Origin of the sequence: Enterococcus rotai (assembly GCF_001465345.1) — a bacterium.
Classification (GTDB): Bacteria; Bacillota; Bacilli; order Lactobacillales; family Enterococcaceae; genus Enterococcus_L; species Enterococcus_L rotai.
Genome location: NZ_CP013655.1, coordinates 3,711,849 through 3,735,101, shown reverse-complemented (window position 1 = coordinate 3,735,101; position 23,253 = coordinate 3,711,849). Strand labels below are relative to the sequence as shown.

Annotated in this window: 25 protein-coding genes; 14 read left to right on the top strand and 11 right to left on the bottom strand. The window is 35.2% G+C overall.

The window, feature by feature from the left end; all coding sequences use genetic code 11:
• Window positions 1–210 precede the first annotated feature (210 nt).
• The 12 genes from ATZ35_RS16690 (at window position 211) to ATZ35_RS16635 (ending at window position 9,158) form a co-directional block, all read left to right on the top strand.
• A complete protein-coding gene (locus tag ATZ35_RS16690) occupies window positions 211–582 on the top strand; it encodes a GntR family transcriptional regulator (protein ID WP_208928231.1) in 372 nt (123 codons plus the stop codon).
• Entirely contained in the window at window positions 575–1,279 is a 705-nt protein-coding gene (locus ATZ35_RS16685; RefSeq protein ID WP_208928230.1) for an ATP-binding cassette domain-containing protein, read from the top strand. The genes ATZ35_RS16690 and ATZ35_RS16685 overlap by 8 nt, the downstream gene beginning before the upstream one ends.
• Entirely contained in the window at window positions 1,263–1,928 is a 666-nt protein-coding gene (locus ATZ35_RS16680; protein ID WP_208928229.1) for a hypothetical protein, read from the top strand. Before ATZ35_RS16685 ends, ATZ35_RS16680 begins: the two co-directional genes overlap by 17 nt.
• 13 nt (window positions 1,929–1,941) lie before the next feature.
• Window positions 1,942–2,292, top strand: coding sequence for an ABC transporter permease (locus ATZ35_RS16675; RefSeq protein WP_244148185.1), 351 nt, complete (start codon window positions 1,942–1,944; stop codon window positions 2,290–2,292).
• A 21-nt stretch (window positions 2,293–2,313) separates the two neighbouring features.
• Window positions 2,314–2,844: a hypothetical protein gene (locus tag ATZ35_RS16670; RefSeq protein ID WP_208928228.1), complete on the top strand. Its 531-nt coding sequence runs from the start codon at window positions 2,314–2,316 to the stop codon at window positions 2,842–2,844.
• A gap of 89 nt (window positions 2,845–2,933) precedes the next feature.
• Window positions 2,934–3,335, top strand: a complete 402-nt coding sequence (locus ATZ35_RS16665; RefSeq protein ID WP_208928227.1) for a DUF3224 domain-containing protein — start codon at window positions 2,934–2,936, stop codon at window positions 3,333–3,335.
• Window positions 3,328–4,215, top strand: coding sequence for a helix-turn-helix transcriptional regulator (locus ATZ35_RS16660; RefSeq protein ID WP_208928226.1), 888 nt, complete (start codon window positions 3,328–3,330; stop codon window positions 4,213–4,215). The genes ATZ35_RS16665 and ATZ35_RS16660 overlap by 8 nt, the downstream gene beginning before the upstream one ends.
• Before the next feature lie 72 nt (window positions 4,216–4,287).
• Window positions 4,288–4,719 (top strand): hypothetical protein, encoded by a 432-nt coding sequence (locus ATZ35_RS16655; protein ID WP_208928225.1) that lies wholly within the window; start codon window positions 4,288–4,290, stop codon window positions 4,717–4,719.
• A 317-nt stretch (window positions 4,720–5,036) separates the two neighbouring features.
• On the top strand, window positions 5,037–5,306 hold the full coding sequence (locus ATZ35_RS16650; RefSeq protein ID WP_208928224.1) for an ACT domain-containing protein: 270 nt from the start codon (window positions 5,037–5,039) through the stop codon (window positions 5,304–5,306).
• A 139-nt stretch (window positions 5,307–5,445) separates the two neighbouring features.
• Window positions 5,446–6,789 carry a PFL family protein gene (locus ATZ35_RS16645; RefSeq protein ID WP_208928223.1) on the top strand — a complete coding sequence of 448 codons (1,344 nt, stop codon included), beginning with the start codon at window positions 5,446–5,448 and terminating at the stop codon, window positions 6,787–6,789.
• Window positions 6,790–6,914: 125 nt separating this feature from the next.
• On the top strand, window positions 6,915–7,301 hold the full coding sequence (locus ATZ35_RS16640) for a DUF1149 family protein (RefSeq protein WP_208928222.1): 387 nt from the start codon (window positions 6,915–6,917) through the stop codon (window positions 7,299–7,301).
• Between the two features lie 465 nt (window positions 7,302–7,766).
• A complete protein-coding gene (locus ATZ35_RS16635) occupies window positions 7,767–9,158 on the top strand; it encodes an L-cystine transporter (RefSeq protein ID WP_208928221.1) in 1,392 nt (463 codons plus the stop codon).
• A gap of 79 nt (window positions 9,159–9,237) precedes the next feature.
• On the opposite strand, the gene ATZ35_RS16630 is transcribed toward ATZ35_RS16635, so the two are convergent.
• The 9 genes from ATZ35_RS16630 to ATZ35_RS16590 form a co-directional block, all read right to left on the bottom strand.
• The gene (locus tag ATZ35_RS16630) at window positions 9,238–10,047 is read right to left on the bottom strand and encodes an MBL fold metallo-hydrolase (RefSeq protein ID WP_208928220.1); all 810 of its coding nucleotides are present in this window, start codon (window positions 10,045–10,047) and stop codon (window positions 9,238–9,240) included.
• 106 nt (window positions 10,048–10,153) lie between these two features.
• Window positions 10,154–11,821, bottom strand: coding sequence for a recombinase family protein (locus tag ATZ35_RS16625; RefSeq protein WP_208928219.1), 1,668 nt, complete (start codon window positions 11,819–11,821; stop codon window positions 10,154–10,156).
• A gap of 236 nt (window positions 11,822–12,057) precedes the next feature.
• A complete protein-coding gene (locus tag ATZ35_RS16620; RefSeq protein ID WP_208928218.1) occupies window positions 12,058–12,810 on the bottom strand; it encodes a replication-relaxation family protein in 753 nt (250 codons plus the stop codon).
• 235 nt (window positions 12,811–13,045) lie between these two features.
• Entirely contained in the window at window positions 13,046–15,250 is a 2,205-nt protein-coding gene (locus ATZ35_RS16615; protein WP_208928217.1) for a type IV secretory system conjugative DNA transfer family protein, read from the bottom strand.
• Window positions 15,251–15,254: 4 nt separating this feature from the next.
• Window positions 15,255–15,464, bottom strand: coding sequence for a hypothetical protein (locus ATZ35_RS16610; RefSeq protein ID WP_208928216.1), 210 nt, complete (start codon window positions 15,462–15,464; stop codon window positions 15,255–15,257).
• A 184-nt stretch (window positions 15,465–15,648) separates the two neighbouring features.
• Window positions 15,649–15,819 carry a hypothetical protein gene (locus tag ATZ35_RS16605; RefSeq protein ID WP_208928215.1) on the bottom strand — a complete coding sequence of 57 codons (171 nt, stop codon included), beginning with the start codon at window positions 15,817–15,819 and terminating at the stop codon, window positions 15,649–15,651.
• Window positions 15,820–15,884: 65 nt separating this feature from the next.
• Window positions 15,885–16,124, bottom strand: a complete 240-nt coding sequence (locus ATZ35_RS16600) for a hypothetical protein (RefSeq protein ID WP_208928214.1) — start codon at window positions 16,122–16,124, stop codon at window positions 15,885–15,887.
• Window positions 16,125–16,139: 15 nt separating this feature from the next.
• A complete protein-coding gene (locus ATZ35_RS16595) occupies window positions 16,140–16,439 on the bottom strand; it encodes a hypothetical protein (protein WP_208928213.1) in 300 nt (99 codons plus the stop codon).
• Between the two features lie 110 nt (window positions 16,440–16,549).
• Complete coding sequence (locus ATZ35_RS16590; protein WP_208928212.1) at window positions 16,550–19,093, bottom strand: tetratricopeptide repeat protein; 2,544 nt, start codon at window positions 19,091–19,093, stop codon at window positions 16,550–16,552.
• A 262-nt stretch (window positions 19,094–19,355) separates the two neighbouring features.
• Here ATZ35_RS16590 and ATZ35_RS16585 point away from each other — a divergent pair, with 262 nt between their 5' ends.
• Both ATZ35_RS16585 and ATZ35_RS16580 read left to right on the top strand, forming a co-directional pair.
• Window positions 19,356–19,796, top strand: coding sequence for a hypothetical protein (locus ATZ35_RS16585; RefSeq protein WP_208928211.1), 441 nt, complete (start codon window positions 19,356–19,358; stop codon window positions 19,794–19,796).
• A gap of 166 nt (window positions 19,797–19,962) precedes the next feature.
• The gene (locus ATZ35_RS16580) at window positions 19,963–20,268 is read left to right on the top strand and encodes a hypothetical protein (protein WP_208928210.1); all 306 of its coding nucleotides are present in this window, start codon (window positions 19,963–19,965) and stop codon (window positions 20,266–20,268) included.
• Between the two features lie 85 nt (window positions 20,269–20,353).
• Here ATZ35_RS16580 and ATZ35_RS16575 read toward each other — a convergent pair whose 3' ends face one another.
• Complete coding sequence (locus tag ATZ35_RS16575; RefSeq protein WP_208928209.1) at window positions 20,354–22,324, bottom strand: LPXTG cell wall anchor domain-containing protein; 1,971 nt, start codon at window positions 22,322–22,324, stop codon at window positions 20,354–20,356.
• A 253-nt stretch (window positions 22,325–22,577) separates the two neighbouring features.
• Window positions 22,578–23,243 (bottom strand): recombinase family protein, encoded by a 666-nt coding sequence (locus ATZ35_RS16570; RefSeq protein WP_244148184.1) that lies wholly within the window; start codon window positions 23,241–23,243, stop codon window positions 22,578–22,580.
• Window positions 23,244–23,253 lie beyond the last annotated feature (10 nt).

The following is a 23,253-nucleotide window of genomic DNA, read 5'->3' as shown; positions in this document are numbered from 1 at the left end:
TTATTTTTATATAATTCGATCGTTCTCCTCCCCTTTCAAGTATAAAAAGTATAGCATAATCTGGTTATTTTTGGAGGTAAGATTCATAAAAAGACAATTTCAAACAATTTATATCAACGGTATAAATTGTTTTTTTGTTTTTCTCTAAAATAAGATTTATCAGCTGAGTGTGTGGCTAAAGCAGTACAGTGAAGAACTAGAAAAGGGAGGATGCATGTGAATTATGACGGGAATAGACCGATCTATCAACAAATTATTGAGCAAGTCGAGCATTGGATCGCAAGTAATCATTGGCAACAAAATGAAAAAGTTCCATCTGTCAGGCAATTAGCCGAAGATATGGAAGTGAACCCAACCACGATTCAAAGAGCCTACAGTGTTTTAGAACAAGAAGAAATTTTGATCAGTCAGAGAGGAATCGGGAAGTTCGTGACAAATAAAACCGAAAAAATCAACGATTTACGTTTGCGATTGATTGAAGCGCATTTGGCAGCATTTATCACGCAGTTACGAAAATTAGAACTAACAGAAAATGAAAGGGAGCATATCATTGAACGGATTGTGAGGAGTGCAAATGAATAAACTACAAGTAATAGAGATTGGTAAGCACTATAAGAAAAGCATTTTTCAAGATTTGTCTTTTCATTTAAATGGAGGTCAGATTCTTGGAATCCTCGGGAAAAATGGCACAGGAAAAACAACGTTGCTCGATTGTATATCAGGGAAAAAACAAGTAAGTGCAGGAACGGTTCAATATAATGGATACCTGCAAAACAGCGTAAATTTTAAAACAAGTGTTGCGTACGTTTCAACGAGAAACTATTTTGAACCTACGGAAACGATCCGACAAATTTTACTGGAATACAGGATCTTGTTTCCGACCTTTCAGTTAGAAAAAGCTGTGGAGCAACTGGAGTTATGGCAGATTTCTCCTAAGCAAAAATGGCAAGAACTTTCGGAAGGAAGTAAAGTCAAAGTCAAACTAGTGTGTGAATATGCAAAAGCCACAAGTCTTCTTCTATTAGATGAACCCTTTGCTTACTTGGACTATTCTTCCCGTATTCAAGTAAAAAAGATGTTGAGAAAAGCTAGTGGTGAAAACAAAATAATTATCGTTTCCACTAATTTTATCGAAGATATGGATACGTTATTTACAGATGTTTTGTTTATGAATCCCTTTAGATATTGTGATGTCATTAATTTAGAAGACTTACGAGAACGAAAGGGGAAATCCCTGAAAGAAATCTATGAGGAGGAAGCCGATGATTCATTTATTTAATTTTTATCATGAAAAAAGTAAAAAGTTTTTTTTGAGCAGTGTGCTATTAATTTTAACTAGCTATTTTGCTAAATCAATTTTTCAATTGATCATGCCTGAATCTCAATGGGAACGTCTGCCGATCTTACTCTCAGTTATTGCCGCTGCTGTATTGACGTTTCGGATCAATCAGCTTGATATACAGTCAAATCATCAAACGCTAGCGAGTACAGCAGGACAGTCGGAATTTGAGAAAATCATTGCAAAGTACTTACTTTCTTATTTTCAAGTGTTAGTGATTGGGGCTGTCAACTTAGTGTTTAATGCCACGACGATTTCGTTGGGAGGAACTCAGCTATTGATTATAGCGCTAGAGATAGCAGTTTACTTGGCGGGGATGATTAGCTATTTGATCTTGTTTAGAGGTATTATCGCTCAGCTTTGGCTGCCAAATGTTTCGAAACCATTCGTTATTGCTGTTGGTTGGATCGTAATCGTCCTACTAAATGACGTCGCACGCTATTACTTCCCTCACAACATGAATAGTCTATTTACAGTCAATGAGGGCACCTTTTATCCGAGTACCTTTATTTTAAATACTTGTTTATCCGCTGCAATCGTGTTCGTCTATCTTTGGCTGGAAAAAAATCAAATGAAAGACGATCAATAATAGGAGGAGTAAGATGTATCAACTAAAAAAAGTATCCAAAAGTTTTATGATCGACAACAAAAAAGATCCCGTCTTGCATTCTATAGGGTACAAAAAAGATTATATCAAGCGTCTATTCAGGATGGAAGCAATCTATATTATGGTGTTATCAAATGTTATCTCGGTCATTTTTGCTTATGTGATTCAATTGCTGGCAAATCCGTTGATTGAATCAAGTATTGGTTTTACTCAAGTTATTCAGGTAGCCCCTCTTAACGCGTTCGTTACGTTAGCAATAACAGGAATACTAGGAGTGATTTTTGCACTATATCCAGCTGCAAAAGCAGTAAAATTAGATTTTATAACAGCATTACGCTATGAATAAAAAGGAAAGTGGGAAAAATAAATGAAAAAACTATGGAAAAACAAACCGTTTAAGTATGGTGTGATCAGTATCTTTTTACTTGTTCTAGGTGGTGCTGGATTTTTAGGGTATTACCGTATAGCCAGAATCCAAAATGTTAGCTTAAGTTATGAAATAAATGGAGAATTGAAGGATAAAGAAAATTCATACAAAGCGGTCATTTATACGCAAGATCGTGCCTTTAAAAATGATGTAATCGATGAAGTCAAAAATAACTTAGCAGATGAAAATATTTATATAAAAGTCGAACCTGTTGAAGAAATCGGAGAAAATAGACTTGAGGATTGGGATAAAGTCATTATATTGTCAACAGTACAATCAAGTGATCCGCCCAAGCCAGCACTAGATTACATGAATAAGCATAAAGATGAAGCTAAATTGAGTGTTTTTTTAACGGCAGATTCAGGTGGTTGGTCGAAAGACCCAGGTCATCTAGATGTGACAACAGCAGCATCCAAATCAGAAAATGTGACAGTATTTAGTCGGAAAATCAAAGAATTTTTACTAAATTAGCGAGAAGTTCAATGTGAAAAAATATGGGAGTGTTCGCTTGTAAAAAGAACGTATGTTTGCTATTCTGTTATTCATAAGGGGGAATAAGTATGAATGCAACATTTCACGTGACAAAATGGGACGAACAAACAGCGGATGAGCAAAAGCCGGAATTCTCTGTGAACCGAGTTCAAGCAGAATACGAGCTTGAAGGGGATCTACAAGGCAAAGCGTGGATAGAATATCTTCTATACTATTTAGAAAGCAATAAAGAAGATGGTCATTTGGCGACTGCGAGAATCAGTGGATTTCTTTTATTTGAAGGCCAATATAAAGGAAAAACAGGAACTTTTACTGCGGCTGAAAAAGGAATTTTCGATAAAGGGTTGCTTGACTCTCCAGGGATGATCATTAAGAGTAGTGGAGAACTATTGGGGCTAACAGGTTCATATCAATATGATTTCGTTGGAGAAGATAGCAAGTTGATTTTGGATTTTAAGGATTATGAATAGTCTATCTAGATTGTTTTATATTCTACATTCTCTAACCTTGCATAGTAATATTAAAGCAACAATCTTGGCTGAACAGTTGGAAGTCTCTGTACGTACAATTTACCGCGATATTGATACATTATCCTCGTTAGGATTTCCAGTGTATGCTCAAAGCGGTCGAACTGGTGGGATTCGTTTGTTGGATACGCACCAGTTGTCCGCTACTTTTGTCGATGATGATGAACAAGATCAGATTATGCTCGCTTTACAGCATTTAGCAGCGACCGATTTAAAAAACGTCACACCATTAGTCAATAAGCTATCCTCCTTATTTAACAAAGAAGTGGAACCGTGGATCGATATTGATTTTTCAACTTGGGGACGTGAAGATGAGTCAGTGGCGATTGAACGGATTACTAAAGCTAAAAAACAAAAGAAATGTATTCTTTTTTCCTATACGAATGGCAAAGGCAAAAAATCAACAAGAGAAGCAATGCCAAATAAATTGATTTTTAAACAGAATGCGTGGTATTTAGCTGGCTATTGTTGTGTTAGAAAAACAACTAGGTTATTTAAATTAAGACGAATGACTAACCTGAGTATTTCAATAAATGATATTGATGAAGCCTATTTGATCAAAGATTATCAGCCAGAGTTTTCAAAGATGTTAATTGAATTCAAGATAAAAAATGATTTACTCTATCGAGTGCAAGAAGACATACTAGATCTTGAATTAGAGGAGTTTGCAGAATATACGGTGGTGAAAAGTTGGCAGGTGGAAGGAACGTGGTTGACTGCTTACTTGCTATCATTTGGTTCTGCTATTGAAGTGGTAAAACCAACCGAATTAAAAGAGAAGATCAAAGACGAAATTATGAAAATCAACCAAATTTATTTTTGATTTATTTGTCTCATTTTCCCCCTTGAAAGAATACTCATTGATTGAGATAATAGCTAAGAAAAGAGGGATTATATGGGACAAATTTGGCTTGAACGATTACTTCGTTGGAATGCAAAGATTCAAAAATTATTGATAGGAAGATATGCTCAGATGGATCGGTTGAACAATATGTTGATGAAAAGCAGTTTAGTCTTGCTATTGCTAAACCTATTCATACCAACTTCAATTGCTTTTTGGTTAGCAGCAGCTCTTTTAGTCTGGATTAACTACCGCTTTTTCTCAAAAAGAATCTATCCACGTTCCAATGAAAATACGCGTTATGTCTTAATAATGCAGCAATTAAGAAAGAAATTCACCAATGCAAAGGAAAAAGTTCAGGCACGTAAGATCTATACTTTTTTTAAATGCCCAAATTGTAAACAACAATTACGGGCACCAAAAGGAAAAGGAAAGATTAAAGTAACCTGTTCAACTTGCAAAGAACAATTCACTAAAATAGTATAAAGAAAACTTCTGAGACTCTGCTAAATCTCAGAAGTTTTTCTTGATCTATATAAAAAACGAACGATATTTCTTTTTATGAGTCTTTCGTTCTGATTTTTTGTTAATAATCAAACAAATTATGATATAATAGGAAAAACTTATTTAGGATTAGAAGATGGATAGTTTGATCAGCTTTTAAAATTATCTAGCTTCATGGGCTAGCACCTCGGAAAAAAGATAAAACCTGAATGAGGCAGAGAGCGCCTCAGTCTTGTTTTTCTATTTTTCAGTCGTTGCTAAACGAGCTCACTTAGCTTTTAAAATTAGGAGGAATGGATATGCGCGCAGTATTAACTGTAATTGGGAAAGACAAAGTAGGAATTATTGCAGGTGTTAGTCAAAAATTAGCTGAGCTTGATATGAATATTCTTGATGTTTCTCAAACGATCATGGATAGCTATTTTACAATGATGATGGTGTTAGAAATTTCTAAAGAAAAAAGTGATTTTGAGGAGATTCGTTCTGAATTGAACACGTTAGGAGAAAAATTAGGCGTGACAATCAGTATTCAAAATGAAGAAATCTTCAATGTTATGCATAAACTATAATAAAGGTCCGTTCCATCAGCTAGCACTTTGGGGAAAAGATAAACCACAAATGAGGCAAAAGGCGCCTCAGGTATGATTTTCTATTTTTCTGTCAGAACTAAACAAGCTCATTCAGCTTTTAAAATTAGGAGGAATCATTTTGGAAACAAATCAGATTTTGGAAACGATCCGTATGATCGAAGAAGAAAATTTAGATATTAGAACCATTACAATGGGGATTTCATTGTTAGATTGTATTGATAGTGACAGTGATCGTGCTTGTCAAAAAATTTATGACAAAATAACGCGTTTAGCGAAGAATCTAGTCAAAGTTGGAGAAGAGATTGAATCTGAGTACGGGATTCCAATCATCAACAAGCGGATTTCTGTAACGCCGATTGGAATCGTAGCAGCAGCTAGTTCGGATTCAAATTATGTTAAATATGCGAAGGTTTTAGACAAAGCGGCTCGAGCAGTTGGGGTTAATTTTATCGGTGGATTTAGTGCTTTAGTTGAAAAAGGGTATCAACACGGAGATGAGATTTTGATCAATTCTATTCCGCAAGCTTTAGCTGAAACCGAATTTGTTTGTTCTTCAGTAAATATCGGTTCAACAAGAGCTGGGATCAATATGGATGCTGTTCGTCATATGGGGTATGTCATCAAAGAAACGGCGGCCCAATCTGATATGGGTTGTGCTAAATTAGTCGTATTTGCAAATGCGGTGGAAGATAATCCCTTTATGGCGGGTGCTTTTCATGGTGTGGGGGAAGCTGATTGCGTAATCAATGTTGGTGTGAGTGGACCTGGCGTTGTCAAACGTGCATTAGAGAAGGTCAAAGGAGAACCTTTTGATGTAGTCGCAGAAGTCGTCAAACAAACGGCATTTAAAATTACTAGAATGGGTCAACTAGTTGGGAAAATTGCGTCAGAACGTTTGAATGTTCCCTTTGGCATTGTGGATCTATCGTTAGCTCCAACGCCGGCTGTGGGTGATAGTGTGGCTTACATTTTAGAAGAGATGGGTTTAGAAAGTGTTGGGACACATGGAACGACTGCTGCACTAGCTTTATTGAATGATGCAGTAAAAAAAGGCGGCGTGATGGCATGTAATCATGTTGGAGGATTATCAGGTGCGTTTATCCCTGTTTCAGAAGATGCAGGAATGATCGATGCAGTCAATAATGGTGCGTTGAATTTAGAAAAATTAGAAGCGATGACGGCAATTTGTTCCGTTGGTTTAGATATGATCGCTATTCCCGGTGAAACATCAGCTGAGACGATTGCCGCAATGATCGCAGACGAAGCAGCAATCGGTGTGATCAATCACAAAACAACAGCTGTCCGTATCATTCCAGCTGAAGGGACAAAAGTCGGTGATATGGTCGAGTTTGGTGGTTTGTTAGGAAGAGCACCCGTTATGAAAGTTAATGATTATGCTTCAACAGACTTTATTCTCCGTGGTGGTAGAATCCCTGCACCAATCCATTCATTTAAAAATTAGATTAGAAAAAATGAGTATAACTATTTGTGATAAAAAGATGTATGGTATAATAAAAACATAGATAAACTATATTCATTATAGAGTGAACGAATAGTTATTGAACATAAAAAAGGAGATTTTAATACATGGAAATAAAACGTCAACAAGAAGTCGTAGAGGCTTTTCATTATGATATGCGTACGCAGGATATGGAAGAAGTAGAAACGGATCTTAGAGTAGGCTTTTCACCAATTGAATCAACTGATGAAAATTATCCAAAAGAAAATTCAATTATCGCAGCTCGTTTAGAGTTTCGTCTCGTTTTTGAAGAGTATGTTTTATCAGGTTCAGTGAGTCAAATCAATCATGTGATCAATCATAAAATTGAAAATCAAGAAGATATCTCACAAGAAGAAGTAGATGAATTGGTTAGTCCATTATTCAGCATTGTTCAACGTATGGCGTATGAAGTGACTGAAATTGCATTGGATAAACCAGGGATTCAATTGAACTTTCAATCAGCTGCTGAATAATATTGACAGCGACAAAGTAAAATAAAAGAGTTGGTGATAGTTTTTAGCTATCACCAACTCTTTTTTCTATCATTCTAGAAACAAAATAATACCCCATGACCTATTAAATCAGGTACAATAGAGCTATCACTGAAAATGAAATGCTTTTATTTTTAGGGGGATCGTTGAAGAATGATCCCCGGGAACCTTTACTTCCTTTGATGTACTTGTCATTTGTATTATCTAGCTTTATGAGTTACAACCTCGGAAAACAAAAAAATATGGATGAGGCAAAAACACCCCAGTCCTATTTTTTCAGTTGATACAAGGCGAGCCCGTTCAGCTTTTAATACATCTAGCTGCGCAAATCAATTCTTAGGAAAATAGATAAAATGTCAATGAAACATAGATCGTTTCAATGCCGATTTCCTAATTTTCTACAGGATTAATCTATTTGCTATGCTTATAAATTTAGGAGGGAAAAAAATGACAACACTCATCACTGTTTTAGTGGTCCTTGCTTTTCTTGCAGTGTTATACGTCTTTTATCGTATGCAAACAAAACACTATAAGTTCTCTACACGTGTTTTTGCAGCATTAGGTGTCGGGATTGTATTAGGTGCAATTATTCAATTCGCATTCGGTACCCAAGACAAAGTTACAACGCAAGCAATGGAATGGATCGGTATTGTAGGTAATGGATATGTAGCATTTTTACAAATGCTCGTAATCCCCTTAGTTTTTGTTTCTATCGTAGGAGCATTCACTAAGATGAAAGAATCCAAACAGCTAGGTAAAATCAGTTTCAATGTATTAGCTACATTGCTAGGCACAACAGCTGTTGCTGCCTTGATAGGAATTGGTACAACATTATTGTTTGGGCTACAAGGCGCACAATTTACGCAAGGAACGGCAGAAACAGCACGAATTGCAGAACTTGCAACGAGACAGGAAACCGTTGAAAACCTATCGATTCCTCAACAAATTTTAGCTTTTATTCCTAAAAATGTGTTTGCAGATTTTGCAGGCACTCGTCCAACAAGTACGATCGGTGTTGTAATCTTTGCTGCATTTGTAGGAGTTGCTTATCTAGGTGTGAAGAGAAAAGCACCGAAAGAAGCAGAATTTTTTGCTAATTTGATCGACAGTCTTTATAAAATCACAATGCGTATTGTGACTTTGGTTTTACGTTTAACACCATATGGGGTTTTAGCGTTGATGACCAATGTTGTTGCAACCAGTGATTTTGATGCGATCCTTAACTTAGGAAAATTTGTGCTAGCTTCCTATACTGCGTTGATTATTGTAATGCTCGTTCACTTATTGATTTTAGTGGCGGTGAAAGTAAACCCGGTGAATTATTTGAAAAAATCATTCCCAGTTTTGAGTTTTGCTTTTACATCAAGATCAAGTGCTGGAGCATTGCCTTTAAATATTGAAACACAAACCAAAGCCTTAGGTGTTGATGATGCAACAGCAAACTTTGCTGCAAGTTTTGGCTTATCCATTGGTCAAAACGGCTGTGCTGGAGTTTATCCTGCGATGTTGGCGACAATCGTTGCACCAACTGTGGGAATCAATGTCTTTAGTTTAGAATTTATATTAATGTTAGTTGCAATCGTCACAATCAGCTCATTTGGTGTAGCTGGTGTTGGCGGTGGAGCAACATTTGCTTCATTGATCGTTTTAGGTGCTATGAATTTACCGGTCGCAATCGTTGGTTTAGTTATTTCTGTAGAACCATTGATCGATATGGCAAGAACTGCTGTTAACGTTAGTGACAGTATGGTAGCTGGTATCGTGACAAGTTCTCGAATCAAAGAATTAGATCGTGACGTATTAAATGATAGTAACTTAGTGATTGAAGAAAATGCTTAAGATGTGATCCGCTTCTCTTCCCCAAGAGAGTTATAATAAAAAGAAGGTAAGATCGTTTAAATGTGATCTTACCTTTTTTTTAATGCCATTCAAGCTGCAGACCAACGCCAACTTCCTCGATTGGTATATGATAATGAAGTTTAGCTTTGGCTTGAAAGGAAACACAGTGACAAGGATAGAGCGTAGTAATTTGATTTTTTTCAAAATAGTCAATCGTTTTGTCTAACTGTTGATCCTCCTCAAATAAGTGGAACCCGCCAATAATACTCTTAATCGTCTGGATACCGGTAACTTGCTTGGCGTACTCACAAATATTACTAATACCACTGTGAGAACAACCAGTGATAATATAAAGACCATCATGACCTTCATAGACCAAGGCAGAGTCGTCTAGCACATAGTCAGGTGTAAAATGATCGGATAATTTTGTTTCGCCTACTTGTTTACGTGGCTCAAAATCTACTAGTTCAGGTATCTCCCCTAAAAATGTAATATTAGGTGAAAGTTTAACTGGATCTTTTGTAAGCACCAGCTCATAGTTTTCTTTGAGTTCTTCTTTAGTCACAGCTGAACCGATAACTAATTCTTCTTCTTTTTTAGGAAAAAAAGTGAGCGGGTGGGCAATGATTTGTGGTTTCTCTTTTGTAAAAATGCTAGAAATTAGTTTCAAACCACCAGTGTGATCGTTGTGACCATGAGATAACGCTAACTTTGTAACTTGGCTCAGGTCAATAGAAAGCAAGTCTGCATTTTTTATAAAAACATCACTGTAACCTGTGTCAAAGAGAATTTTTTCGTCACCATCTTCTAGATAAAAAGATAAAGCGGGTTCTCCTAAGTAATAGTGATCGATATAGACATTATTATCTACCAAAACAGTTAAGTTCATTTTTTCTCCTTTTTGAAGCAAATTTATTTTCATAAAGCTTACCATATGGTAACTTATCATAAAGACTAATAATAGCGAAATGCTCGCCATTATTAGTCTATTCTTTTTAGACAGATTCAACAATTTTATTGTAGGTATTCGCAAACTTAAATTCAATTGTAATACTTTTATCCGCATGAACATAAATTCTCTCTACTAAATCAAGTAAAATTGCTCGATTGAGTTCTGTCACATTTTTGTGTTCTCGAAAGGTTTCTAAATAGGGTGTGATTTCATCAGCCTTATTTTTTCGATCTTCAAGTTCATATTTAATAGTCTCTATAACTTGCTTCAAGTGTGAAATTTTCTCTTCAAAAGACGACTTCATGCGGATATACTCACTTTTGGTTAAAACCTCACTTTTCCAGTCAATATACAGATTATCTGCGATTTTCTCCATCTTACTCAATTCATTCAGTTTAATTCTTAACGTTTTATCAAGGCGATTCTGTTCGGTCTTTGCAATTTTTCCGCGTTGAGCTTGGTCAAGTAGTTGCTCTAGATTACAAACTGTTTCAATTTGATTTTGAATAGCCTTTAAAACCACCTGTTTCAAGCTTTTCTGATTGATATAGTGGTTAGAGCAAGCTATTTTTGATCTCATTACATATGTTGAGCAGAGGTAACAAGGGCTAGCTCTTTCACCTTTTTTAGTTATATAGGTGTTTTGCCTAAAAACCATTGTCATTTTGCAATCTGCACACTTTAAAAACCCAGAAAACAAATCGACAGATTTCCTATTTTTAGGCGTACGGTGCCGAACAACTCGTAAGCTTTGAGCTTTCTCAAACAATTCATCTGAAATAATCGGCTCATGGGTGTTTTTTACGATAACCCATTCTTCTTTAGGAACTTGCTCGCTTTTCTTTAATACAGGGCTAATTGTTTTATACCTACCTTGAACCATGTTTCCGATATATACTTCATGACTAAGGATAGCGCCAACTGTCGTGATATTCCATAAACCGTCATTCATTGGAAATCTACCTTTATACTTTGTTCCTTTAATGCGTTTATAAGTCGTTGGGTTAGGTACTCCTAAAGAGTTGAGTTTTTCGGTGATTGTTCGCATTCGCATACCATCATAGACAAACCAGTTAAAAATCTTTCTAACAGTTTCGGCCGCTTCTTCATCAATAAATAGTTTATGACGAGTTTCCTCAGTGTCACCCTTGGTATATCCATATGGGGCAAATCCACCAGTAAACTTGCCATCCTCACGCATAGACTTAAATGTTTTATTGATCTCTTCTGAAATCATTAGCGGATAACTTTCATTAAAGGCACCGTAAAAACTAACATCCATAGCGAAAGCCTGTTTAGGATTCAAGTAAGTGTCAATGTGTGGCGTGTCAGTCGTGATAAAACGAGTTTTGTGTTGAGGAAAGAAAACTCTTAGATATTCGGCTTGGTCGCCAGAATTACGAAAGGCACGAGATAAACTTTTACAAATTACTGTATCAATTCGTCCTTTAGTAATATCTGTTGTCATGCGTAAAAATTCAGGTCGATGAATTGCTGTAATCCCACTAATACCATCATCAATATAAGTATCAATGATTTCATATTCACCAGAAAACCGATTATCTAGATAATCTAAGATGATTTTACGCTGATTGGATATGCTTTGGCTTTCTTCTTTGCCGTCTTCTTGAGAAAGTCGCAAGTAAATTGCGACTTTCCACACTTTTCTAGTTGTCAATGTTCGATTATAAGCAGTTTCAAGTTGTTCCATTTATAGGTCCTCCTCAAATCTTGCCCACATGTCTATTTTACCATATTGCAAGCTATTTTTCACTATCATTCACACCTTTAAAGTGCCTAAATAACAAGGTTTCTAAGCTCTCGCCGTCTTTGTTAAAGGTTATAAATACAGTCGTTTCACCAACTTCAATTTTAGTGATTTTTTCTGGTAAATTAGAAGACAGAGGCACTTTTTTAGGCTTAATATTCTTGTCTTGGTTTTCGTTTTTAATCCTCCTCCTTATTAGTGTCAAAGGTCAACGTTTCTAATTCCTCCATTGTAATTATTCTGAAAATCCGCTCGGCGTTTGGGATAGCTTCATGAATATATCGAGTTAACTGTTCTCGTCGTTTTTTAATTGGCGTTATCCAGACTACCCAAGGTAAAACGCCGTTTACTCGCTGTTCAATGCCAGATTTATAGTAAGCTAAAAACTGTTTACACTTCCTAACGACTCGTGACGGTGCTTGCGTTGCTTGATCTAATTCATAATATACGAAGTCTTCCGTTTCATCATCAACAGCGAAACGAGCGAACAAATCAGGCTTCAAAAAGGTAGCCACGCCGTCTTTTTTCATATAGGAGCGCCAACATTGAGGTTCAAAACTTACTTGTAAATCATGAATCTTATTCTTTTGGTTCATCTCATGCAAGCGAGTATAGGTTTCAGTGATTGCTAAAGTATGCTCTAAGAATAAAATGTTTGGTTCATAGAGTCTTTTTCTAGTTGCATTTAGTGTCATGTCGTCTAATCTTAGAAACTGGTAACCTGCGGAGGTGATAGCCCAAATTGTTGAACTACTGCCAGATTTCCGCCCTCCAACCTGTCTTGGTAGGTCAGCGATTAAACCAAAGTTCTTTAATCGTCGTAACTTTCGATTACATCTTCTAAGATTTGTAACTCGGTTATCTGTTTTAGTAAAATATAGCCGTTGTAATTGATTAGCTGTAATAAATTTTACTTGGTTAATTGTTTGCACAATTTCAATTTCGCGCGAGTCCAGTAGTGCCGATAGGCGACGTAACTCGGGTTTAGATATACGTTTATTTTCTTTGTCGTTCATGGTAGGTTCCCCCTCGGGAGAGTTTAGATTTATACATTTAATTAGAAAAAATTATAAATATAAAGTCCTCTCCACTAATTTTAAATTGCTTAGTTTTTCCACCTTTAACAAACCGCGCTTGGTTAACTCGATAGGTCAGGCGGTCAGACAGTTAATTGTCTGCTTTTTTCTTTGGTTTTTTGCCTATGATTAGGTCAATATCTAAATCGTTTAGGTCATCATCTTGTGAATTACTTTGATTCATTAGGTCGATATATTCTTTTTCAATTTCAGCAATATCTCGTCCGTATTTTTCGGCACTTCGAGCAAAAACTTCAATCGGTAATCGCTTGCTAGGTTTGGAGGGAAAAGTTTTTCCGCTTAACCAAACATTAGCAATATCTTTTCTATTTAGAGTCGCGTATACTCTAAATTGAGGTAGTGTAAAATCTATCTCACTCAACTGGGACGCTGTTAGGTCTGCAAACTGAACAGCGTCTCTTTTATTTGGAACTGAAAAAATTATCTTTGATTTTGCATTAGCAAATACTAACTCCTTTAATTCCTTTGAAAGTTGTCCTAAATTCTGACAAACAAGAGTATAGCCGACGCCTAGAGAACGGCACATTTCTAACATTTGTTGAAAATTAGCTTCTGAATATTTTAAAAAACTATGGAACTCGTCAATATAAATCATGACCGGCTTACGGTCTTTTTCAGGTTGTTCGGCACGTTTTAAAATGATATTCCACAGCAAGTTAATGACTAGACTACCTACAAGCTCCGCCGCCGTCTCACCGACAATCCCAGAGTTGAGCGGAATGAGTAGAATGGTATTTTTATTCTTATCAAAGACATCCTCTAGGTTAAACTTTGGGTATGGCTGTCCTAACAAATTTCTAAGAGCTGGACGCATTAGAAGAACATTCAAGCGGCGATTTAACGCACCTAGCTGCACTTTACGCTCTTTCTCTGGCATGGCCTCAAAATTTGCCCAATAGCTCTTTAAATACATATCCGTCAGCTTCGAAGTGACTTTGTGGCGAAAACTAGCATTAGTGAATAGAATCGGTAAATGTAATAGAGTCATATTTTTACTTTGTGCTAGTGTCAATAGACCTGTTGTGAGTAGTTCTTCTGTAAAGACTCCAAATTCAGGAAATAACCCTCTTAAAGCCGATAAAACAGATTCGGCGACTATTTCTGAATTTTTACCGTCAATAAATTGAAGCGGGTTTATGCCTATTGGGTTATATCCGCCAATTTCAAGCACTACACAATCTTTTAGGCGGTGTTCTGGTAATCTTTCAGCTACTGATTCGACTAGACTTTGCTTTACGTCTAGCAAAACAAAACCATGCCCATTTTGCGCATCTGCTAGGCAAAGATTTTCAAGAATGACTGACTTACCTGAGCCAGTACTTCCGACAATAAAAGTATTTGTTCTTGCATCATTTGCGGATAAGTGGAGTAATCGTCTATCTTCTGAATTTTCGTTTAGCGTTGTTCCAAATGCTCGAGCTTGATTTTTCGGTGGGTCTTTCATGCCAAGGGGCGGAAGTAGCAGTTTCGGATGAATTGGCGTAATTCCGCTTAAATCCTCTTGTCCGATTGGGGCAATCATAAAGTTAGCTAACTCAGGAACAGAAAGCTTAGAATACTTCCATGGTAATTTAGCCGTATCAATATTGAGTGGGTCTTCTGGGTGAAGGTTTAGCTTATTTCCGCCAGCTTCTAACATTCTAAATGCCGACAAAACGCTTAGAATATAGCTACGAGCTTTAGCTTCATCTTTGCAAGAAGCACCAATTCTAATCATCGTTCTAAGGCGGTGTGATTTAACCTTGTTCTTAATAGCCGTTCTAGTATCACTTGAAGCAACTGGTGGATTGCCGTTGCTGATTATCTGCCACCAACTAGTGTGCGGATCAGGAACGTTTTTATTAGGTAAATGTTCAGGCGGAAGGCTAGAAGCTACAAGCAACTGAATTACTATTTCGTCTTTAAGACTAGCTTGTGCAATGGTAGCTGTTATTATGCGGGTTAGCTCATTAGCTTTGTCTGTCTTAAGGGAAAGTATCGGTTTAGCTATCGAAAGCTTTCTAGCGACCTTTATAGTCTTTCTAGTACTAGTATCTTTGATTAGTTCCGTCCCAAAGTCTACACCATGCGTTTTAAAGATTTTCTGAATTTTCGCAAACTCGTCTTTTTCAGTACCTAAAAAATAAGTAATCTTACCACTAGTAGCTCTAATCTCATATGCAACAGGCTTTTTCTCTGTAACTGCTAAGTGATGAACTAAATTCTGGATATTTTCAAATTCAATGGGTCTAGTCCATGAGAGTTTATGCCAGGTCAGGTTTTCAATTTTTTTCATTTTATCATCTCCAATCGTTAAACCTTTTTAGCCGATAGCCGATAACTAGTAAGACAATGAAGATGACTAAACAGACTAGAGGAAGCCAGACTTCGGCTAATAATTTGATAGCAATGTTTAAAGCCACACAGCCAACAAATATGCTGAAAATCCAACCTGATATTTTGCCTTTCAAAGAAACCACGTCCTTTTTTTCGTTGTCTTGTTTTTTCATTATTCATATACAACTCCTTTCATGGGTTTTAAGCGAATAATAGAGCCATTAAAAACTATTATTCATTCAATGTAAATCTTCTCCACAGGCTCTTAGTTGACCGAAAAACCAACTTCTTTCTGATCAGAATACAACGTTAAAGGAGGAGTATTTGGCTATTGTTTTATTTACATCGGGTAACCTATTACGGCGGAATTTCTGGTTCTTTTTCGACTTGATTTTTTAGTCCAGTGATTTCACTGAAAGGCTTGCCCCAATGTATATAAAATTCTTGGACAGCTCTAGGGTTTGAATTTGTTGCTTGGTCTTGTTTTATTTCTTCGTATAGGTCATTGAAATTGAAAGATTTGCTCATGATTGATTCACCTCCTTAGAGGTAAGTGCTAGCTATAAAGCCAGCACCATATTTTAGTGTTTATATCATCGGTCATCTTTTCTTGCAGTGTCATGCATCATTTGTCTAAATACTTGGTAGCGTGTATCTGACCTTGCTTTAGCTTCGAGATATTGAGCCATGCGAATTTCATCATCAGTGTACTTGCTTTCAACTGGTTTATTTTCTTTTCTCGGACTAGCCAATTTATTCCATATGAAACCTATAACCTCTAGGACAACATAGAAAGTACCTATTGCACATAAGAAAAATAGAATATCACTCATTTTCAAGTTCCTCCTTTATAATAAATCTTGAGCAGTTAAGTACGTAAAATAGTCAGCAAGATACCGCAAACGACTGCTAGCTTCTGGATTTTGCATAGACAATTCAGCAGCCTGTAAAGAGATGCTAGACACTTTCTGCATGCCATCTGAGAGAATAAGTTCACGAGCGGTATTTTTCTTTAATTGCCCCTCCACTTGACGAGCCAGTTCTAAAGAATCGGTCTTAAGAATTAACTGTTGAGTCGGTGTAGTTATCTCATTACTTACATTTACACTTGATAAGAAGCTTGCTAAATTGTTAGTTGGTGTTGTCATGATAAAAACCTCTTTCTTTTTTATTTTAAGCAAGGCGCCTTTGCTTGGTTTCAGAATACTAAAAAATCCACTTCTGTGGGTAGAAGTGGAAAATAACTAGGATATAAATCCTAAAGTCCATTTTTTTTAATTTTAGCACGTATATCTGCCAAAAAATTTGTGAGGTCTGAGGCCCTAACCTCTAAATCCAAAAATTTTGTTTCCGACAACACAGCATATAAAGTAGATATATAGAATTCTGACTCTACATATTGATGTTCTTCACAACAAACTATTCCTAGCTGTAAATAGACATTTACAGTACCGATATGATTTTTACCATATAGTTTTTCGAATATTTCTTTCGAATTTAAAAGATAGCTTTTTGCATCAGAATACTTTTTTTGGTTTATATAGATTGAGCCTAGTGATATGCAACTACGAGCAATGTAATAATATAAGTCTATTTTTTCAGCATTTTCAATATTCATTTTCTCTTGCTTATTGTAATAGCTGGCACAATCGATGTAGTATTTTTCTGCTTTATCTATTTTATTTTCTATACTATATATCTCCCCAAGATTATGAAGCGCTTGAGTTATCCCAACTTGATTGTTGAATTTTTTTGATAATTGTAGTGCTCGTAATGAATAGTATCTAGATTTTTTATTATTATTTCTTTTTTTATGCATCTCAGCAAGGTTATTACAATGATTAATATGAACCGGATTATCTGCTCCGTAAGTTGCTTCATCTTTTTGTAGTCTTTTGTACAAATATTTATCAATTTCTATATTCCCCTGAGTATACGCAGATAAGTTATTTATCCATTCCTTTGTTTTGTTAGCAATTAAAGGATTAGCAAAAATAATCTCTTCAGCTAATAGCAGGAGTCTTTTTTGAGTTTCAAATTGTTGCCATGATTTAAACCAATTTGAAAAACTTCCAATAAAAACTACATGTTCCGATGAATTAAATAACTCTTTACAGACATTTATAAAAGAGAGAATATGTTCTAAGATTTTAAACTGTTCAATTGGTGTAAAATAATTCTCTGAGTCTATGACTACCTGAAATTTTTCAAACATTTCTGTAAATATCAAGTTTAAATCAGTTTGCTCACAAATTGCTATAGATGCAATCCTGTGAATTGAGAAAGAGTCATATTTTAAATCAAAATTCTTAGTTATATTTTTTTTCTTTAACCACCCATGATTGACTAAAGAATGCAGTACACTAAAATCTTCAAGACCGAACCAATCGGTAATTTGTGATATATTTAATTCCAAACCGCCAAAAATCGATATTTTTTGTAAAAGCATCAATTCGTTGTTGTCTAAAGTGTTCTCATAAATAGAAAATAATAGTTTCACTTGATTTATAACTGTTTCTTCCTTCAATCTTTCATGTTCTGACATAACTTTCAAATTACTGTAGTCTAGTTTATTTTGCTTTAGCTTATCAAGAATAGATTCCAAAGTTATCTTGTCATTGCTAGCAACTTTAGCTGTTAGCTCTATTGCTAGTGTATGAAATCCTAATTCTTTTACTATAGACTTAGTTATAGCGGGGGCAATTATTTCTTTTTGGTAATGCTCACAAAAAAGTTCAATACTCTGTTTACAGTTCAATAAGGGAAGGTCATAATTTAAAAAACCCCTGTAATGAATATTTTCTATGGTTGTAATCATAACTTTACAGTGCATTCCACCAAGCACTCTCAAAAAATTGTCATTGCTATTTGATCTATAATTGTCAATGATTATAAATAGATCTTTTCCGCATTCCATCAGAATAGACTTCATTATTCTTTTCTGTTCTTCTATTTTAATAGTCTGAGAAATACTTAAAAAAGATTTGCACAATGATAGCTCTATATCCTCATTGAAATCTACCCATGCTATAAATTTCACTGAGCCATTACTAGACAAATCGTGAAAAATTTTTCTTGCTATCTCACTTTTTCCCACTCCTGAAATGCCAGTTAAAACTATCTTATTATTTCTAGAAGTGATTATATTTTTAATTTGCTCCACTTCTTTTCTTTCCACGAATGTATCTATTAAAGAAAATGCGGGTGTAGTTAGAAAGATTGTCTCTTCTTTGACAGGAAAGTTATTTGTTTCATTTTTTAAAATACGTCTGTATTCTGCAACATATCTAAAAACTTCAAGTATATAATATCCTGCGCCATTTATTTTTGCGTCATTAAAAGAGTCAATATCCTTTTTAGTAATCTTTGAGTCTTTTTCTAGACAAAAATCAATATTAGCTTTTAATTCATTAAAATCAAAACTGTTAATAAACTTATCAAAATTAGGAACATTATATCCCTCTTTAACTAGAAAATATTCTTTGCTTTTAAAACTGTCCAACAGCACATTAATGCTAAACTTATTCATAAATATTGAATATTTTTCTGGAAAATCGTCTGTTCGCTTAAACAAATTACTTGGTTGACTTTTATTTAAAGCATACCCATTCTTTTTCAAGCTGTTCTCCCATTCTCTTTCAAAGTATTCTTCATCTAAAATACTACAGATAAATGCAATATTCGTGGATAAGTCCATTAATATTTTTCTTTTTGCCTTTTTTGTTTTCTTATCTTCTAACAATGACTTTTCTAAACACTCAATAAAAACCACTACATCAAAATTTTCATCTGATATATTCAAATCTTCCACCCCCTTTTAAGTAATTTTACACTAGAAAGTAAATATTTCCAGTACTGGTACATAACTGGAAATATTTTTTTAATAATGACATAAACTAGTTAGTGAGCTCAATTTATATAAAGGCGGATGATAAAATAAAAAAATTCTTTTTAATTGTAGAACTACTTTATATATCCTTTGAAAACAGTGGCATCTAAAATCTTAGCAATACCGAATAGAACCATATATATTATTGAATATTTAGATAGGGAGGAGAGGCATTATGAATATACAAAAGCTAAATAGTATAGAAGATGAACTAGTCTATTTAAGAAAGAATACAGGTTTTACTCTTGCACGTTTTGAAGATTTAATTACTTTACCAGAGGTGCTAGGTGGGAAAAATTTATCATTTTTACAGCATAAAGCAAAATTCATCATTGCTATAAATATGCTGGGTGATAAACAGTCTATAAACTGCCTTTTAGCTGCTTATGGACTGAAAGAAGGATTTGATTCTATCCCATTATTGAAAAATAGGAGGAAACTCTACTGCACGGAACATTGTTTGGATAGAGACAGAATTCTTTACTTGGAACGGGCTGCTATTAAATCTTTAGCCAAATTATTATACACCTTCGATAATGACCCTATGAGGTTACCGAATGGATATGAGCAAATTTTGTCAGAAGCTATCAAGGTTTATATTGTTTTTGAAAAATAATCTTCCTATACGCACTTGACAAAATAACTGAATTGTGATTAAATACAATCGCATATGAGCGTAGTCCCTTAATATTTTTCAAATTAAATAACACTTACCTGTAGATTTCTATTTACTAGTCTACGGGTAAGCGTGGACTAAATTCATTGAATTGGAGCTCTAAAACATGGAAAAAGATAAACGGTATTATCAAAAACTGCAACTAGAAAGAGATGCATTAGAAAAGAGAGACGAAATTTTTGATACTGGTTCGTCTATTGAAATTAGGCTGGAGATTATTAGGAGGTTACTGAGTGAAGATGTACCTCCAGAGGTAATTAAAAGGGCTACTGGAATAAAAATGACGGGGATTCTTCATATTCAAAGAGATCTTATTGATGAAAAAATAAAGAGCGAACGAGCAAAAGAGCATGATACTTTTAATCAATTCAAAAAATTAGAATTGTGGGAAGAAAACTCTTGTAATGACTAGACTCATATAGAACATTTTGGCACCCTTGCTATTGGAGCAAGAGTGCCTTTTTCATATACATAATGTCTAATTTATGCTTAATTTGTCATCTAACCCGTTTTCTTATCTTTGTAATAAAACAGAATAAAATAGTACTTATTAATGCAAATCCACTTAAGATCATACTATAAGCTGAAGTCTCTCCAGTTGTTGGTAAGTTCTTGTTTAGGTCTTGGTTTGAGGTGTTAATGGCTTTAGTACTATTTACTTTATGTTTCTTATTGTCAACGTTACCGTCATTGTTTCTATCTCCACTAGTGTCTATGTTGTTATTACTACCAGAACCAGCTTTGTTTTCGTCATCATTCCCCGATCCGTCTCCACCTGCTTCTGGATTTAGTACTGCCGTATCTTTAGATATAGTGACGGTTAAACCAATTATTTTAGTAATAGCTTTAGTTTTACTTGTAAAAGTAACTTCTCTTGTTCCTTCTTCTCCAAACTTAATACTATTATTTGTAATGACGTCAGAAGTATTTGAGCTTGTTAGATTGTATCCTTTTGGGATAGTAATATTTTTATTTAGCTTCACACTATCATCACTGAAAGTGATTTTTTCATCAACGCCATAAGCTTTAGTTTCACCTTGTTTTGCTGTAGTTTCACCAGTTACAATCCATTGGGTTGATTTAATTGTTGGTGGTGTAGGTTTAATAGTTTCTCCTGATACTATTACCGTTAGCGGTTCAGAAGTGGCAGCACCAGACAATTGATAAGTTCCAGGTTTAAGGAATTTTATTTTTCCAGCAGTAATTTCCGCAGCAGATGGGTCTGAAATTACAATTGGGTTATTCGTTTCAAAGTTTAAATAATCGATTCTAGGATCACCATAATTAAAGTAGGTCGTTGATTCCATAATATAGTCTTTAGTTTCACCAACATTAGCAATTGTTGCACCTAAGATGATAACATCATTCATAGTAGCCATGATTTTTTCGTAGTTGAATGTAATAACTGCTCCTTCGCTTGCAGATGCAATTGTTTGAGAAGCATCACTAGTTCTATAGAACTTAGGTCCAGTTGACTGTGTAAACGTATCTGGCGCAGTGGCAGTGAAAGGCTTACCTTCAATAGCTTCTTGCGTCAGAGTATTGATAGTTCCATTTTCAGGGCTAACGTAATTGATAGTAACATTTACTTTGTCTTCTGAATCAGTTGCTAAAACTAACTGGTCGAATCTGTAGTTTAACTCGTTAATTGTGACCCAGTAACCTGCATATGCTCGATAATATTGGTCAATGGTATAAGTTTTATTGAGAATTTCATAACCTTGATTAATTATCTGATCTAACGTACCCCCTTCTGAATCATCTTCAAACAGAGCAAAAGATTCAGGCGTGTATTTTTCTTTGTTAGCTTTAACTTCCTCAGCTTTATCTAAGACGTCTTTTAGAACAGATGAATCTAAGCCAAATTCGTCCAGTGTTTTAAAGTCATTCGCAATCTCATTTCTCAAGGCTTGCAAATCACTTAAATTCTTTTGTAATTCTGGGATAGCGTAGCTATACCAAGAGTCCCAGCCAGATGAATTTATATAGTTTTCTTTAGAGGAAATTATATTATTATAGACTGGCTCAAGAGATTCATAACTTTCCCGATATTCAAAATCTCTCGTGATTAGTTCTAAATCTGTGAGTAAGGCTTCTATGTCTGAACTTAATTGCTCGATTTCTGCATCTTTAGCAGGGTCTTGTTGTCCAGTAGTTTCTGCTACTTCTTTTAAATCAGTTTCTTCCTCTGGTTTAGCTAGATTAGGAACCATTTCAAGGAGTGGCTCTTCTTCCTTAGCTACATCATTGTTTTCTGTGTCCTCTAACTTTAAATCTTCTGTTTTTTCTTTCTCAGCTACTGCTGGGGTAACTTCTTCCGTTACTGGTATTTCTTCTACATTTTCCGCCAGAGCTTTAACCGCTCCAATTGCTAAAGGGCAGACTAACATTGCTACTGTGGCAAAATTAGCTAGTTTTTTAACTCGTTTATTGCGGATAAGCCTTGCAATACGTGTGTTTTGTTTCACTCTTCATTTCATCTCCTCATTGTGATTTAAAACCATTTTTCCATTTAGTAAAGCTACTTTTCACCTCCGTTATTCAACTGTTTATATCGAACGAAATAAGAAGATAACAAAAAACGCCAACCTAACAAGGTAAAAACCTTATTAAATCAGCGTTTTGAAGTAAATATTTATATGTATAATTGCTTAATCAGTTGTCTGTTTTTAACGTTCGATATAAAAACAAATGGCTATATCAAAAGTTTAACATAAATTACTAGTGTTTTAAAGAACTGTTTTTCGGTTTACGTCGCTTAACTTGGCTATCTCGTAGTGTTTTGTAGATTGAGCTCTCACTAATATTGAGGCGTTTTGATATATCCGCCACCGTCATTGAGTTTAATTGGTATAGGTCTAATATCTGCTGTTTTTTCTTTTCGGTTAAATCAGGTCTTCCTAATCTCACTCCGTTTTCACGGGCTTTTTGTAGCCCTTCACGAGTTCGTTGTTTAATATTGTTTAGCTCAAATTCTGCAAATATACCAAGTAACTGGTACATTAGTATGCCTGTTGGCGTAGATGTATCTATATTTTCTTTAATACTGACAAATTCGATATTTGCTTCTTTTAGTTCTTCTACAATTTTTAGGAGAGTAGAGGTTTTACGGCTTAGCCTGTCCATCTTGTAGACACAAAACATTACTTGTTTGCCGTCACTGGCTAGTTGTTTGGTAAGTTTAATTGCTTTATCGAGCTGTGGGCGATCGTCATCACTTCCTGATTTTTTCTCTTTGAATAGAACGTTGCAATCCTTCAATGCCTCTGTCTGGATGGACAGCCCCAGTTTTTGCCGATCATCTAATGAGCTAACTCTAGCATATCCAACCTTTACTACATCTAGTTTTTCTAGATCCTTGAACTTCATATTTTGGTATCTTATCATTTCATCTGCC

Coding starts and splice junctions, on each gene's coding strand:
- ATZ35_RS16670 (WP_208928228.1), top strand. CDS start 2,314: ATGAAAAAACTATGGAAAAACAAACCGTTTAAGTATGGTGTGATCAGT.
- ATZ35_RS16585 (WP_208928211.1), top strand. CDS start 19,356: ATGAATATACAAAAGCTAAATAGTATAGAAGATGAACTAGTCTATTTA.
- ATZ35_RS16630 (WP_208928220.1), bottom strand. CDS start 10,047: ATGAACTTAACTGTTTTGGTAGATAATAATGTCTATATCGATCACTAT.
- ATZ35_RS16625 (WP_208928219.1), bottom strand. CDS start 11,821: ATGGAACAACTTGAAACTGCTTATAATCGAACATTGACAACTAGAAAA.
- ATZ35_RS16580 (WP_208928210.1), top strand. CDS start 19,963: ATGGAAAAAGATAAACGGTATTATCAAAAACTGCAACTAGAAAGAGAT.
- ATZ35_RS16640 (WP_208928222.1), top strand. CDS start 6,915: ATGGAAATAAAACGTCAACAAGAAGTCGTAGAGGCTTTTCATTATGAT.
- ATZ35_RS16650 (WP_208928224.1), top strand. CDS start 5,037: ATGCGCGCAGTATTAACTGTAATTGGGAAAGACAAAGTAGGAATTATT.
- ATZ35_RS16605 (WP_208928215.1), bottom strand. CDS start 15,819: ATGAGCAAATCTTTCAATTTCAATGACCTATACGAAGAAATAAAACAA.
- ATZ35_RS16660 (WP_208928226.1), top strand. CDS start 3,328: ATGAATAGTCTATCTAGATTGTTTTATATTCTACATTCTCTAACCTTG.
- ATZ35_RS16685 (WP_208928230.1), top strand. CDS start 575: ATGAATAAACTACAAGTAATAGAGATTGGTAAGCACTATAAGAAAAGC.
- ATZ35_RS16615 (WP_208928217.1), bottom strand. CDS start 15,250: ATGAAAAAAATTGAAAACCTGACCTGGCATAAACTCTCATGGACTAGA.
- ATZ35_RS16680 (WP_208928229.1), top strand. CDS start 1,263: ATGATTCATTTATTTAATTTTTATCATGAAAAAAGTAAAAAGTTTTTT.
- ATZ35_RS16665 (WP_208928227.1), top strand. CDS start 2,934: ATGAATGCAACATTTCACGTGACAAAATGGGACGAACAAACAGCGGAT.
- ATZ35_RS16570 (WP_244148184.1), bottom strand. CDS start 23,243: ATGATAAGATACCAAAATATGAAGTTCAAGGATCTAGAAAAACTAGAT.
- ATZ35_RS16635 (WP_208928221.1), top strand. CDS start 7,767: ATGACAACACTCATCACTGTTTTAGTGGTCCTTGCTTTTCTTGCAGTG.
- ATZ35_RS16690 (WP_208928231.1), top strand. CDS start 211: ATGCATGTGAATTATGACGGGAATAGACCGATCTATCAACAAATTATT.
- ATZ35_RS16655 (WP_208928225.1), top strand. CDS start 4,288: ATGGGACAAATTTGGCTTGAACGATTACTTCGTTGGAATGCAAAGATT.
- ATZ35_RS16595 (WP_208928213.1), bottom strand. CDS start 16,439: ATGACAACACCAACTAACAATTTAGCAAGCTTCTTATCAAGTGTAAAT.
- ATZ35_RS16610 (WP_208928216.1), bottom strand. CDS start 15,464: ATGAAAAAACAAGACAACGAAAAAAAGGACGTGGTTTCTTTGAAAGGC.
- ATZ35_RS16675 (WP_244148185.1), top strand. CDS start 1,942: ATGTATCAACTAAAAAAAGTATCCAAAAGTTTTATGATCGACAACAAA.
- ATZ35_RS16600 (WP_208928214.1), bottom strand. CDS start 16,124: ATGAGTGATATTCTATTTTTCTTATGTGCAATAGGTACTTTCTATGTT.